Origin of the sequence: Pseudomonas frederiksbergensis, from assembly GCF_003732275.1 — a bacterium.
GTDB classification, from domain to species: domain Bacteria; phylum Pseudomonadota; class Gammaproteobacteria; order Pseudomonadales; family Pseudomonadaceae; genus Aquipseudomonas; species Aquipseudomonas frederiksbergensis_H.
In genome coordinates this window covers 233,275-247,875 of the sequence record NZ_MOBM01000038.1, presented here as the reverse complement: position 1 = coordinate 247,875, position 14,601 = coordinate 233,275, and the positions used below count along the sequence as shown (strand labels likewise).

Genomic DNA, 14,601 nt, shown 5'->3' with positions numbered 1-14,601 from the left:
CATTCTTACGCCAGAACCCGCTCCAACGTCCGCGTCACCCCAACCTCCCGCAAGCTGTTACAGCACCACTCGAACGCTGCCACGAACTCCGGGGAACGCGGAATCGCCGTCCCGAAAATCTCCTCAACTTCCAACAATCGTTGAGTGATCAACACATCATCGGCCACCAGCGCCTGACAGAACGCCGCCCGCGGATCCGCAATTGCATAGGTCTGGCCATTCTCATCCACGCCTTTGAGGTACAGCGCCCACGCCGCCACCACCAGCGCCGCACGCTTGGTCTCCTGCCCATCGGCAATCAAGCGGTTGATCGTCGGCACGGTGAACTTCGGAAACTTCGACGAGCCGTCCGAACACACTCGCTCCAGCTGATCGGCAATCGCCTGGTTGGAGAAGCGCGCCACCAGGGTGTTTTTGTACTCGGTCAGGTCGATCCCCGGCACTGGCGCCAGTTGCGGCGTCACGTCCAGGTCCATGTAGGCGCGCATGTAGCGCACGAACAGCGGGTCGTTCATGGTTTCGTGAACGAAGCGGTAACCCTTCAAAAAGCCCAGATAAGTCAGGGCCAGATGGCTGCCGTTGAGCAGTTTGATCTTCATCTCTTCGTAAGGCGTGACATCGTCGGTGAACTGCACGCCGACCTTTTCCCAGGCCGGGCGACCGTTGACGAATTTGTCTTCCAGTACCCACTGCACAAACGGTTCGCAGACCACCGGCCAGGCATCATCGACGGCATGTTTGTCGGCCAGTTGCAGACGATGTTCGGTGCTGGTCATCGGTGTGATGCGGTCGACCATGGCGTTGGGGAAGCTGACGTGGCGTTCGATCCAGGCGCGCAGATCGGCATCGCGCAGGGCGGCGAATGCCAGCAGGGCTTTACGGGTCACGGCGCCGTTGTGCGGCAGGTTATCGCAAGACATCAGCGTGAACGCAGGCGTGCCGGCTGCACGACGTTTGGCCAGTGCGGCGCAGAGGAAACCGAACACGGTTTTCGGTGCGTTCGGGTGGGACAGGTCGTGCTGGATCTGCGGCAGGTGCGCCATGAACTCGCCGTTGCTGTCATCGATGCAATAGCCGCCTTCGGTGATGGTCAGCGAGACGATGCGGATGCCTGGATCGGCGAGTTTGTCGATCACCGCCTCGGCGCTGTCTTCGGCCAGCAGCATGTCGCGGATGGCGCCGATAACCCTCACTTCTGCGTCGTCGCTGTCGCCGAGTTCGAACAGGGTAAACAGATAGTCCTGCTCTTTGAGATCGTTCCGGGCGCGGCGGTCTTCGGCGCGCAGGCCGATCCCGCAAATGGCCCAGTCCAGCGCTTCGCCGGTATTCATCAAGGCGTCGGTGTAGTACGCCTGATGCGCGCGGTGGAAACCGCCGACACCAATGTGCGCGATGCCTTGGCGGGTATCGCTCAGGGTGTAGGCGGGCAGGGCCACCTCGGGGGCGAGGCGGTTGAGGTTCTGTCTATTCAGTTTCATCGCATGCTCTCGGATCAGGCTGCGGCGCGCAGTGGGCGGGTCAGCGCCACGCCGTCGGCATCGAATAAATGGCAGTGTTCGGCATCCAGGTGCAGGCTCAGGGTTTCGCCATAACGGCTGGCCAGATCGCCGCGAACGCGCATGGTCAGCGCTTCGCCGGAAGACGTCAGGACATGGCAGAAGGTGTCGCTGCCCAGACGCTCGCTGACGTCGGCAGTGACTTGCAGGGTGCAGTCACCGGGTTGCGCCAGCTGCAGATGTTCCGGACGAATCCCTAAGGTCACCGCACCGCCGACACTCAGGTTGGTACCGGTCAGCGGCAGGGTGATGCGGGTGCCGGCGTCCAGCAGCACTTCGCAGCTTTGGCCGTTGACGCGGGTGACTTTGCCCTTGAGGAAGCCCATTTTCGGCGTGCCGAGAAAGCCTGCGACAAACAGGTTGGCCGGCTGGTGATACAGGTCCAGTGGCGAACCGACTTGCTCGATCTTGCCGCCATTGAGGACGACGACTTTGTCAGCCATGGTCATCGCTTCGACCTGATCGTGGGTCACGTAGATCATCGTGGCTTGCAGTTCTTTGTGCAGGCGCAACAGTTCCAGGCGCATCTGCACTCGCAGCGCGGCGTCGAGGTTGGACAGCGGCTCGTCGAACAGGAAGATTTTCGGGTTGCGCACGATCGCCCGGCCGATCGCCACGCGTTGACGCTGACCACCGGACAGTTGCTTGGGTTTGCGTTCCAGCATCGGCCCGAGTTCAAGGATGCGCGCCGCTTCGCCGACTTTTTTCTCGACTTCGGCTTTCGCCACACCGGCCAGGTCCAGAGCGAACGACATGTTTTTGCGCACGCTCATGTGCGGGTACAGGGCGTAAGTCTGGAACACCATCGCCAGGTCGCGCTTGGCCGGGCTGACTTCGGTGATGTCGCGGCCATCCAGTTCGATGGTGCCACCGCTGACCTCTTCAAGACCGGCGATCAGCCGCAACAGGGTGGATTTGCCGCAGCCCGACGGGCCGACGAATACCACGAACTCCTTGTCATTCACTTCGAGGTCGATGCCTTTGATGATGGAAAAACCTTCGAAGCCTTTTTGCAGATTTTTTATCTTCAGGTTGGCCATGATGATGGGCCTCCACATGTTGTTATTCAGTTGAGCCGGGTGGGCTTTTTTGTGGGAGCGAGCCTGCTCGCGATGGCAGGCGATGTTTTTTTCCTGGCTGCACGCGTTATCGTTCACGTCCATCGCGAGCAGGCTCGCTCCCACAGAGATCGCATTCGGTTGGTGATCTTCATTTCACGGCACCGAACGACAGGCCGCGGACCAATTGTTTCTGGCTGATCCAGCCGAAGATCAGGATCGGTGCACAGGCCAGGGTCGACACTGCCGACAACTTGGCCCAGAACAGACCTTCAGGACTCGAGTACGAGGCGATCAACGCGGTCAGTGGCGCGGCTTGCGACGAGGTCAGATTCAGCGACCAGAACGCTTCGTTCCAGCACAGGATCAGCGACAGCAAAACCGTGGAAGCCAGGCCACCCTTGGCGATCGGCAGCAGCACCCGAACCATTTCCTGCCACAGCGTCGCGCCGTCCAGGCGTGCGGCTTCGAGGATGTCTTTGGGGATGTCTTTGAAGTAGGTGTAAATCATCCAGACCACGATCGGCAGGTTGATCAGCGTGTAGATCACGATCAGCGCGATTCGCGTGTCCAGCAGGCCGAAACTCTTGGCCAGCAGGTAGATCGGCATCAGCACGCCCACCGGCGGCAGCATCTTGGTCGAGAGCATCCACAGCAGCGTGCCTTTGGTGCGCTGGGTTTCGTAGAACGCCATCGAGTAGGCCGCCGGCACCGCGATCAGCAGGCACAGGGCGGTGGCGCTGAAGGAAATCACCACCGAGTTCCAGGCAAAGCTGAAGTAGTCACTGCGCTCGTTGATGTGCAGGTAGTTCTCCAGCGTCGGCGTGAAGATGAACTGCGGCGGCGTGGCGAACGCATCGATTTCGGTTTTGAAACTGGTCAGCACCATCCAGAAGATCGGGAAGAAAATCAGGATCGCGATGGCCCAGGCCAGGGTGCCGAGCAGCAGGCTTTGCAGACGGCGAGATTGTTGAAGAGTCATGGCGCAGGCCTCAGGCTTTGTCTGTCAGGTTTTTGCCGATCATTCGCACCAGCACGATGGCCGCGACGTTGGCAATCAACACCGCGATCAAACCGCCGGCGGACGCCATGCCGACGTCGAACTGCACCAGCGCCTGGTTGTAGATCAGGTAGGCGAGGTTGGTCGAGGCGTAGCCGGGGCCACCGTTGGTGGTGGTGAAAATTTCGGCGAACACCGAGAGCAGGAAGATGGTTTCAATCATCACCACCACTGCGATTGGCCGGGCCAGGTGCGGCAGGGTCAGGTGCCAGAAGATCGCGATGGGACCGGCACCGTCCAGGCGCGCGGCTTCTTTCTGTTCCTGATCGAGGGATTGCATGGCGGTCATCAGGATCAGGATCGCGAAGGGCAGCCACTGCCACGAGACAATGATGATGATCGACAGCAGCGGGTAGTGCGCCAGCCAGTCCACCGGCTGCGCGCCGAACAGCTTCCAGATGTAGGCGAGAATCCCCGAGACCGGGTGAAAGATCAGGTTTTTCCAGATCAGCGCACCGACGGTGGGCATGATGAAGAACGGCGAGATCAACATCACCCGCACGATGCCGCGACCGAGAAACTCACTGGCCTCCAGCAACGCACTGATCAACACGCCGAACACCACGCTGATCAGCAGCACGCTGCCCACCAGTAACAGGGTGTTGGTGGCGCCGGGCAGGAAGCCCGAGTCGCTCAGAAAGTAGCTGAAGTTCTCCAGCCCCACGAACTGGTTTTCACCGGGGTAGAGCAGGTTGTAGCGAATCATTGAAAAGTAAACGGTCATGCCCAGCGGCACGATCATCCACAGCAGCAACAAGGCTACCGAGGGGCTGACCAGAAACCAGCCGGGATTGCTCAACCGGTTTTTACGCACCGGTTGGGGGATGTCCATGTGAGCTTTGACAGTTGAAATATTCATGGCGATAGAACCGATTCATGCAGACCTATGAAGATCTAATGTGGGAGCGAGCCTGCTCGCGATGGCGGTATATCAGTCACCCGCAATGTCGAATGGGAGGCCGTCATCGCGAGCAGGCTCGCTCCCACAGAAGGCGGGAGCAGGTTGCGGGGTTACTTGGGATAACCGGCGCGCTTCATCTCACGTTCGGTGGTTGACTGGGCGGCGGTCAGGGCCTGGTCGACCGTGGTCTGGCCGATCAGCGCTGCCGAGAACAGTTTGCCGACCTGGGTGCCCACGGCCTGGAACTCGGGAATGGTCACCAACTGGATGCCGATGTAGGGCACGGGCTTGAGGGACGGTTTACTCGGGTCCGCGGCCTTCAGCGATTCCAGCGTCACCTTGGCGAACGGCGCGGCATTCATGTAGGCCTCGGTGTAGGTCGAGGCGCGAGTGCCTGGCGGCACGTTGGCGATGCCGTCTTTTTCCGCGACCAGCGCACCGTATTCCTTGGAAGTGGCCCAGGCGCTGAACGTTTTCGCCGCGTCCTTGGCTTTGGAACTGGTCGGGATGGCCAGCGCCCAGGAATACAACCAGGCCGAACCTTTGTCGGTGGTTTCATGCGGTGCGTAGGTGAAGCCGACGTGATCGCTGACCTTGCTTTGGGTCTTGTCGGTGACGAACGAGCCGGCGACGCTGGCATCGACCCAGATCGCACACTTGCCGCTGTTGAACAGCGCCAGGTTTTCGTTGAAGCCGTTGCTCGACGCGCCCGGCGGGCCGGACTTCTTCATGGTATCGACATAGAAGTTCAGCGCATTCTTCCACTCGGGGCCGGTGAATTCCGGCTGCCATTTCTCATCGAACCAGCGTGCGCCGTAAGCATTGGCGACGGTGGTGATCAGCGCCATGTTCTCGCCCCAGCCAGCCTTGCCGCGCAGGCAGATACCGTACTGTTCTTTGTCTTTATTGGTGAGTTTGCCGGCAAATTCGCTGATCTGAGTCCAGGTCGGGCGCTCTGGCATGGTCAGCCCGGCTTCTTTGAACAGGTCGGTGCGGTAATAGGTGATAGAGCTTTCAGCGTAGAACGGCAGGGCATAGAGCGAGCCCTTGACCGAAAGGCCTTCACGCACCGAAGGGAAAACGTCGTCGAGGGCGTAGGTGGCCGGCAAGTCCTTCATCGGTTCCAGCCAACCCTTGGCACCCCAGAGTGCGGCTTCGTACATGCCGATGGTCAACACGTCGAACTGTCCACCCTGGGTGGCGATGTCGGTGGTCAGGCGTTGGCGCAGGACGTTTTCTTCGAGCACCACCCAATTGAGCTTGATGTCCGGATGCTCGGCCTCGAAGGTTTTCGAGAGTTTTTGCATGCGGATCATGTCGCTGTTGTTGACGGTAGCAATGGTCAGGGTCTGGGCGCCAAGGCTGACGCTACTGAGGGTCATGCAGGTGAGAGCAAGCAGAGCTTTTACAGAAGGTTGCATCATGCACTCCTTTTCTGCACCCGGCGGGTTACAGAAGGACAGTTATTGTTTTTGTGTCTTCCGACGGCAGGAAGAATGTGCACTGATTACAGCCCTCAATCGATGGGCTGACAAATCATCCATCGCACTGTGACCGATACTTTTTTGCACTGGGGTTCAATGCGGGAAGCGCAGAGGACGGTGTTTTAGCGGTTAACCCCGATTGAATCCGTACAGGTTTATACGGCCGAAAATCAAAAGATCGCAGCCTTCGGCAGCTCCTACAGGGATCGCGGGATTCTGTAGGAACTGCCGAAGGCTGCGATCTTTTGATCCTGCGTTTAACCGTGGTTTTGCTCAGTCAAACGCTGCACCGCCAGCCGCCGGTAGTGCGACGGCGTCATGCCCTTGAGCTGTTGAAAGCGCCGGTTGAAGTTGGAAATATTATTGAAGCCTGACTCGAAACACACATCAGTCACTGTTTTGTCGCCATCGGCCAGCAGCTCGCAGGATTTGCTGATGCGCAGGCGATTGACGAATTCGATAAAGCAGCGCCCAGTGGCCTGTTTGAACACTCGGCTGAAGTAGGTCGGCTTCAGCCCCAGATGCTCGGCAACTTCTTCCAGCGGCAAATCCCGGGCGTAATGGGCAAAGATGTAGTCCACCGCCCGGTTGGTGCGGTCGATATTGTGTTCATCGGCCAATTGCGGCGTTGTCGCACCGGACAGCAACTGATAGTCATCAGACGCGGCCAGCAACTCCAGCAGAATGAAAAAGTGCCCCAGCCGGGTCATGCCCTTGGTATCAGCGATGCGCTGCATCAAGGTCATGGCCTGGCGGATCGTATGTTTGCAGCGAAACTCGATGCCGTACTGCGCGCGCTCCAGCAAGGGGGCGAGCGTCTTGAGTTCGGCGAACACCTGATGGCCGCTTTCAAACAGTTCGTCAGTGAAATTGACCAGCATGTCGCGCTTGGGCACCACTTCGTCTTCGGCGACCTGGCTGATCCAGTTGTGGGGCAGGTTGGGTCCGGTCAGGAACAGCGTTTGCGGGTAGAAGTTACCGATGTAGTCACCGATGAACACTTTGCCGGAGCTGGCGACGATCAGGTGCAGTTCGTATTCCTTATGGAAATGCCAGCGCACCAAAGGGCAGGGGAAGCCGTGTTGACGATAGATGATGGATAACCCGTTATGGTCGTCCATCAATTCGTAGGCAGGATCGGTAACTCTGGCGATACGCGTCATGTCCAGTGTGGTCTTTTTGTTTTTCAGACGCCAATCATGCACCCCCGCCCAAAATAGTTCCAGTTCGCCGGCCTTACGTCTTGCGCAGTCCCCTGAAAAAGTTGATTTCCCTGCAATAGCTGACCAGTTGTGTCGCTCCAATAAAGTCGGCACTGATAATGCTGCACTTCGGCGCCCATCCAGAGTCCGGACCAAACCACTTGTTCAATTCCTGGGTGATTCGTTTTACTCCAGCGAGTTCTCCATAACTGGTGGCGGATAATGACCAGAATGTGTTTTTGTGGGGCGGGTTATTCAGTGTTCTTTCAATATGCTGTCTTAGCTCTTCGGGGGAAGTAATGTCGCTGCCGCTCCATTCACTTCTAATTTTCGGCCAATACAGGGGTGAGGTGAAGTCCGGGTGCCATTCGCCGGCAAGTACGATTCTTTGCAGGGAACTCATTTTCTTTAGTGCGCCCAGTGTCAAGTATTGGTTTTTTAGCGGGATCAATCGCTCGCCCAGTTCACTCATGATGGCCTCATGAAAGCCTTTATAATCGAAATGTTGTTCATCAAGGCCTTTGAGTTCGTGCATATCCAACACGACGAATTCATCCGGGTTTTCATTAAGGAAAAAGTCCAGGCTCTTGAACAGTTCGCTCAACGATCGGCCTCTGAGCAGCTTGTAGCCGTGAAACGTATGGAACTTCTTGACGCCCAGCCAGTGCTCGTCTGAATGGAATCGCAGGTCGAGTACCCGGACGCCCTCGTTGAGCTGCTGGATAAATGGCCCATCCTGGCAGACAAACCAGTGACTGGCCGGTTGAACGTGGATTGGGTAAGGAAAGTCATAATCCACGCCAGAGTTATGGGCGCCGGGCCAGACCAATTCCAAGAGGGTTAACTTATCAATGGAAGATGTCGCCGACATCCAGTTTTTATAGGGGTATTTATTTGTCATTATGCAGTCCGTTGCTATACAGGAATAAAAGAACGCCCGATTATCAGAGTTGTTGTCGTGCGATTTATTCTTGATTGTAGGTCAGGGGCTGTGCAAGCAATTAGTGTTTTCAAAATATTGTTATTGCGAGCTGTTTTTTGCCTCTATCCATTGCGACATGTATTGAGTGCTTTTATGCAGGTGGTGGCGCAACATGCTGCCGGTAAAATTTTCGTTACGCAAACTTTGCAAGTTATTCCGGCAGTGCTCTAAACGTTCTATTAATGCAGGACCATGGATATCTTGACGATAACGCTTGTTCAATAACTCAGCACCTGCCTGTTGGGCCTGAGTCCAGTGCAACTTATCCTGGTTCAGCTTTATGGCTGCATCCGCCAGGGCTTGAGCCGAGCGAGCCACATGACCGGACCATGGCATCTCACCGCACATGCCTTCGGCGCCTATGGGGGTAGTGACATTCGGGGTGCCACAGAGCATTGCATCGACAATCTTGCCTTTGATACCCGCACCGAAGCGTAACGGTGCCAGGCACACCCTGGCTGCAGACATGACTTGCAAGGCGTCTTCTGCCCAGTTCATCACATGAAACCCTTGGGCCGCATTGTGCAGGGCGGTGGCTTTGGGCGGCGTATAGGCGCCATAGATATGCAGTTGCGCCTCTGGCAGCTGCGCACGGATCAGCGGCCAGATCGTGGTTTTCATCCAGAGCACGGCATCCCAGTTCGGCGCGTGCCGGAAGTTACCGATACTGAGAAAATGCGCACGGTCTTCAAAGGCTGGCGGCGGCGCACTTGGCGCATCGACCATCAGCGGACACCAGTGCAGCAAGTTGCGCGGCAGCCGGAATTGTTCGACCAGCAGCTCGATTTCCACTTCGGAAATCATCAGGTTCAGATCACAGCGATACAGCGCTGCGATCTCCCGTTTGGCCAGATCGGTGTCAGCCATCAGCTCGAACTCTTCGCGCAGTGCCGGGGCGAACAGCCCGGTGAAATCATCAACATCGTCACTGGCCTTCAGGCGGTCCTTGAGGCGCTGATGTCGGGCATGCCGCAGGCTTTGCAGGTCGGACGTTTCAAGAACGCGCAACGCATCAGGGCAGTGTTTTTCGACCCGCCAGCCGAACTGCTCTTCCATCATGAATTGGTCGAACAGCACGATATCTGGTGCCAGTTCACTGACAAAGGTGTCGAAACTGCTGTTATTCAACTCGATCGGCACTTCGCGAATGCCCAGAGAGGTCAGGTCCGCACGGTGCTCACCGGTGCCGGCCGGGCTGCTGAAGGTAATGTCCCAGCCTTGCTGCAGGAACGTATCGAGAATTTGCATCACATGCCCACTGGCCGCAGAAGAGCGGGGCTCGGGCCAGACGTAACCAATCACCAGGACTTTGGTTGCGCGGGGCTGACTCATTGACGGGTATTCCTTGAAGCGGGTAGAGAACGGAGAGGATCGGGCGCGAGAAAAGTCAGGCCTGGACGAGTATGCCCTTGACCTTATCCCGCAACTGATCAATGGAAAACGGCTTGCCGATCACATGCATATCGTCAGGCACCTCGATGCTTTCGGCATAACCGCTGGCGAACAGAATGGGCAACTCGGGACGCAGCATCCGCGCCTGCTTCGCCAGTTCCCGACCATCCATGACCGGCAGCCCCACATCCGTCATCAGCAAGTCGATGTCCTGATCTTCATCGTTGATGAAGTCCAGCGCCATTTCACAGCCATCCGCTGCAAGCACCCGGAATTCCAATTCCTCCAGTACATCGACGATCAGCGTGCGCACGATGGCATCGTCTTCGACGACAAGGATGGTGGAGGTGATGGGCATAGTGGGCTCTCAAAGATTGAATGTGCGGCTTCGTCGATCGAAATCGCCGGGCTCTAGCGTGAATAAGTGACGAATCATGACAAAGTGCCGGCGCGTTACAAAAACAATAGCCGCACAAGCACTGCAGAGAATAACCGCTCCTTTGTCCCAGAGCAGCTAAATGCAGGTTTTTGCCGCGAAACATGTCAGAAAAATGGATGAGCTCGGCCGTTTTGGGGCAGACTCGATGCTTTTCAACAGTACGACAAGGCTTCCCCATGACCTCTGCGTCCTCGGTTGATGAGCAACGATTCCGTAAACTCCTGAGCCGCAACGTCAGCCTGCCATTGGGTGTGGGCGTCATCAGTGCGGTGTTCTTCGTTTCGCTGATTACCTATCTGCTGTCGGTGATCCAGTGGGTCCAGCACACCGACCGGGTGATCAATAATGCCAATGAGGCGATAAAGCTGACCGTCGATCTGGAAACCGGCATGCGCGGGTTCCTGCTCAGCGGCGATGAACATTTCCTTGATCCCTACGAGACGGCCAAGCCGAGAATCGCCGTCGCTCTCGATACCTTGCTCGAATTGACCACCGATAATCCGGTCCAGACCGATCGTCTGCGCCGGCTCCAGGCCTTGCAGACGGAATGGGGCAATTACGCGCAATCGATGATTGATTTGCAGCGCGCCAGCGGTGACTACCGTGGCGCCGTCAAGGCCGGGCGCGGCAAGCGGCTGACCGATGAGATCCGCAAGCAATTCGAAGAGGTGATCGATTTGGAACAGCAGTTGCGCGCCACTCGCAACGAGGAAGTGCGCCAAACCACGATTTGGAGCATCGCCCTTTATCTGCTGTTCGTGGCCGGTATCAGCGGGTTGCTGGCCTACATTGGCCGTCGGGACTTGCTCAAACTGTCGCAAAGTTACAGCGCCAACCTCGCCGGGCAACAGGCCAGTGCCCGGCGTCTGGAACAGCAAGCCTGGTTGCGCAACGGTCAGACCGAACTGGCCGAGCAAGTCCTGGGGCAGTTATCCCTCAATCTGTTGGGGCGCAACATTCTGCAGTTCTGCGCCCAATATTTAGGGACAGCTGTCGCGGCGATCTATGTCCGTGAGGATCATGGTGGCCTGAAACGCATCGCGTCATACGGTTTTTCCCGGGAACAGGAAGCGCTTGAGCAGCAGATCTACAGTGGCGAAGGGATTGTCGGCCAAGTGGCGCAACAGGCGCGCTTGATTCGTCTTGATGACGTACCGGGCGACTACTTCAAAGTCAGCTCCGGCCTGGGCGAAGGTTTACCGCATAGCATATTGGTGGTGCCGACCAGCGACGACGATCGGGTCAACGGTGTGATCGAACTGGGGTTCCTGCGCACGCTGACCGATCGCGATGTTGAACTGCTCGAATTGATTGCCGGCAACATCGGTACCTCGATCGAGGCTGCCCGCTATCGCCAACGCTTGCAGGAAGTGCTGGCCGAAGCCCAGCAACTCAACGAAGAGCTGCAAGTTCAGCAAGAAGAACTCAAGACCGCCAACGAGGAGCTGGAAGAGCAGTCGCGGATTCTCAAGGAATCCCAGGGCCACCTGGAAACCCAGCAGGCAGCGCTGGAGCAAACCAACGAACAACTCGCCGAGCAGGGGCAGATCCTGGCCGCGCAACGTGATGCCATGGACCAGAAGAACACCGAACTGAATCTGGCTCAAGTTGAGCTCGAAGCGCGCGCCGAAGAGTTGCAGCGCTCAAGCAAATACAAGTCCGAATTCCTCGCCAACATGTCCCACGAGCTGCGCACGCCACTGAACAGTTCGTTGATCCTGGCCAAACTGCTGGCGGAAAACCCGCAGGAAAACCTCAGCGCCGAGCAGGTCAAGTTCGCCGATTCGATCTACTCCGCCGGCAACGACTTACTTAACCTGATCAACGACATTCTCGACATTTCCAAGGTCGAGGCCGGCAAGCTTGAGGTACGTCCAGAGAACACCAATGTTGCGCGTCTGGTGGAAGGCCTGCGTGGTATGTTCCAGCCGATGGCTGCGGAAAAGAACCTGGATTTCCAGGTCCAATTGCAGGCCGATGCACCGCTGATGCTGTTCACCGACCGCCAGCGGCTGGAGCAAGTGATCAAGAACCTGCTGTCCAACGCGGTGAAGTTCACCGAAAAGGGCACGGTCAACCTGAGCGTCGCCGCTCAGCCAGACAATGGCATCGCCTTTATTGTCCGTGATTCCGGCATCGGTATTGCCCCGGATCAGCAGGAAAGCATTTTCGAAGCCTTCCGTCAGGCCGATGGCACCACCAATCGTCGTTACGGCGGCACCGGCCTGGGCTTGTCGATTTCTCGTGATCTGGCCACGTTATTGGGCGGCTCCATCAGCGTGACCAGCATGCCCGGGCAGGGCAGTGTGTTCACCCTGGTGTTGCCGCAGCACTACGTCGAGCCGGGCGACGCGCCTGTCGAGACCATGAAAGCCACGCCGGTAGCTTTGTCGAATAGCGCCGTGGTTACTACGACTATGCCGCTGATTGCCGACGTCGACATTCCGCGTTTCGACGATGATCGCAACAAGGCGCCATTCGCTACTCGCTGCATTCTGGTCGTGGAGGATGAGCCGAACTTTGCGCACATCCTCTACGACCTGGCCCATGAACTGGGTTATCAGTGCCTGGTAGCCCACGGCGCCGACGAAGGCTACGACCTGGCCAGGCAGTTCATCCCCGATGCGATCCTGCTGGACATGCGCCTGCCGGATCATTCCGGGCTGACGGTATTGCAGCGTTTGAAAGAACATGCCGAAACCCGGCACATCCCGGTGCATGTGATTTCGGTCGAAGACCGCATGGAGGCCGCCATGCACATGGGCGCCATCGGTTATGCGGTCAAGCCCACCACGCGTGAGGAACTCAAGGCTGTATTTGCCCGCCTCGAAGCCAAACTGACGCAGAAGGTCAAACGGATATTGCTGGTCGAAGACGACGATGTGCAACGCGACAGCATCGCCCGGCTGATCGGCGACGAAGACATCGAAATCACCGCCGTCGGGCTGGCGCAGGATGCTCTCGAGCTGCTGCGCAACACGATTTTCGACTGCATGATCATCGACCTTAAGCTGCCCGACATGCTCGGCAATGACTTGCTCAAACGCATGTCCACCGAGGATATCTGCTCGTTCCCGCCGGTAATCGTCTATACCGGACGTAACCTGACCCGGGACGAAGAGGCCGAGCTGCGCAAGTATTCGCGCTCGATCATCATCAAGGGCGCGCGCTCGCCCGAGCGGTTACTGGACGAAGTGACACTCTTTCTGCACAAGGTCGAATCCCGCTTGTCCCAGGAGCGCCAGACGATGCTCAAGACCGCCCGCAGTCGCGACAAGGTTTTCGAAGGACGTAAAGTGCTGCTGGTGGACGATGATGTACGCAACATCTTCGCCCTCACCAGTGCGCTGGAGCAGAAGGGCGCAATCGTGGTCATTGGCCGTAACGGCCGTGAAGCGATTGAAAAATTGAATGAAGTCGAGGACATCGATCTGGTGCTGATGGACGTGATGATGCCGGAGATGGATGGTTTCGAAGCCACCCTCCAAATCCGCAAGGATCCGCGCTGGCGCAAGCTGCCGATCATTGCGGTGACGGCCAAGGCCATGAAGGACGATCAGGAGCGCTGCTTGCAGGCCGGCGCCAATGACTACCTGGCCAAACCCATTGACCTGGATCGCCTGTTCTCGTTGATCCGTGTGTGGTTACCGAAGATGGAACGTATCTAGTGGAGCGCAGTACGGAAATCGAATTGCGCTTGCTGATTGAGGCGATTTACCTCAAGTACAGCTACGACTTTCGCGATTACTCCAGCGCGTCGATCAAACGCCGGGTCAATCACGCCTTGAGTCAGTTCGAGTGCAAGTCCATCTCGGCGCTGCAAGAGAAGGTTTTGCACGATCCGACCGCGTTCATGCAACTGCTGCAATTGTTGACGATCCCGGTCAGCGAAATGTTCCGCGACCCTTCACACTTCCTGGCGCTGCGTCGGGAAGTGGTGCCGCTGCTCAGGACCTATCCATCGATCAAGGTCTGGATCGCTGGTTGCAGCACCGGTGAAGAGGTCTATTCGATGGCGATTCTGCTGCGCGAAGAAGGCCTGCTGGATCGCACCATCCTCTATGCCACGGACATCAACCCACGCTCGCTGGATAAAGCCCGGCAGGGGATTTTCTCCCTGGAGAATGTCCGGGCCTACACTCACAACTACCAGCAGGCCGGTGGGCAGCGCTCGTTCGCCGATTACTACACGGCGGCCTATGGTTATGCCATTTTCGACAAGAGCCTGTGCGACAACGTGACTTTCGCTGATCACAGCCTGGCCACCGACAGTGTGTTCTCGGAGACTCAATTGATTTCGTGCCGCAATGTATTGATTTATTTCAACAAAAAGCTACAGGGTCGCGCGTTCGGCTTGTTTCACGAATCGCTGTGTCATCGGGGTTTTCTGGCATTGGGCAGTAAGGAAACCCTGGATTTCTCGGCCTATGGCAATCAATTTGAAGCATTGGTCAAACCCGAACGGATCTATCGAAAATCATGAATAGGGCAGTGCTGGATACTCATCTGCTGGATCTTTGCGGCATC

At 57.4% G+C, this 14,601-nt stretch carries 11 protein-coding genes; 2 read left to right on the top strand and 9 right to left on the bottom strand.

Annotation, left to right across the window (positions count from 1 at the left end):
• Positions 1–5 precede the first annotated feature (5 nt).
• The 9 genes from BK662_RS20400 to BK662_RS20360 all read right to left on the bottom strand — a co-directional run bounded on the left by BK662_RS20400 (position 6) and on the right by BK662_RS20360 (position 9,993).
• Complete coding sequence (locus BK662_RS20400; RefSeq protein WP_123359557.1) at positions 6–1,478, bottom strand: mannitol dehydrogenase family protein; 1,473 nt, start codon at positions 1,476–1,478, stop codon at positions 6–8.
• Between the two features lie 14 nt (positions 1,479–1,492).
• On the bottom strand, positions 1,493–2,596 hold the full coding sequence (locus BK662_RS20395; RefSeq protein WP_123359933.1) for an ABC transporter ATP-binding protein: 1,104 nt from the start codon (positions 2,594–2,596) through the stop codon (positions 1,493–1,495).
• Between the two features lie 169 nt (positions 2,597–2,765).
• On the bottom strand, positions 2,766–3,596 hold the full coding sequence (locus BK662_RS20390) for a carbohydrate ABC transporter permease (protein ID WP_007905617.1): 831 nt from the start codon (positions 3,594–3,596) through the stop codon (positions 2,766–2,768).
• A 10-nt stretch (positions 3,597–3,606) separates the two neighbouring features.
• Complete coding sequence (locus BK662_RS20385; RefSeq protein ID WP_259695954.1) at positions 3,607–4,506, bottom strand: carbohydrate ABC transporter permease; 900 nt, start codon at positions 4,504–4,506, stop codon at positions 3,607–3,609.
• Between the two features lie 179 nt (positions 4,507–4,685).
• Positions 4,686–5,996: an ABC transporter substrate-binding protein gene (locus BK662_RS20380; RefSeq protein WP_123359555.1), complete on the bottom strand. Its 1,311-nt coding sequence runs from the start codon at positions 5,994–5,996 to the stop codon at positions 4,686–4,688.
• 320 nt (positions 5,997–6,316) lie between these two features.
• Positions 6,317–7,222, bottom strand: a complete 906-nt coding sequence (locus BK662_RS20375; RefSeq protein WP_123359932.1) for an AraC family transcriptional regulator — start codon at positions 7,220–7,222, stop codon at positions 6,317–6,319.
• 73 nt (positions 7,223–7,295) lie between these two features.
• Positions 7,296–8,162: a PI-PLC domain-containing protein gene (locus BK662_RS20370; protein WP_123359554.1), complete on the bottom strand. Its 867-nt coding sequence runs from the start codon at positions 8,160–8,162 to the stop codon at positions 7,296–7,298.
• A gap of 120 nt (positions 8,163–8,282) precedes the next feature.
• A complete protein-coding gene (locus BK662_RS20365) occupies positions 8,283–9,575 on the bottom strand; it encodes a glycosyltransferase (RefSeq protein ID WP_123359553.1) in 1,293 nt (430 codons plus the stop codon).
• A 55-nt stretch (positions 9,576–9,630) separates the two neighbouring features.
• On the bottom strand, positions 9,631–9,993 hold the full coding sequence (locus BK662_RS20360) for a response regulator (protein WP_123359552.1): 363 nt from the start codon (positions 9,991–9,993) through the stop codon (positions 9,631–9,633).
• Positions 9,994–10,250: 257 nt separating this feature from the next.
• Here BK662_RS20360 and BK662_RS20355 point away from each other — a divergent pair, with 257 nt between their 5' ends.
• Together BK662_RS20355 and BK662_RS20350 are read left to right on the top strand one after the other, a co-directional pair.
• Positions 10,251–13,742, top strand: coding sequence for a response regulator (locus tag BK662_RS20355; RefSeq protein WP_123359551.1), 3,492 nt, complete (start codon positions 10,251–10,253; stop codon positions 13,740–13,742).
• Positions 13,742–14,557, top strand: coding sequence for a CheR family methyltransferase (locus BK662_RS20350; RefSeq protein WP_123359550.1), 816 nt, complete (start codon positions 13,742–13,744; stop codon positions 14,555–14,557). Before BK662_RS20355 ends, BK662_RS20350 begins: the two co-directional genes overlap by 1 nt.
• Positions 14,558–14,601 lie beyond the last annotated feature (44 nt).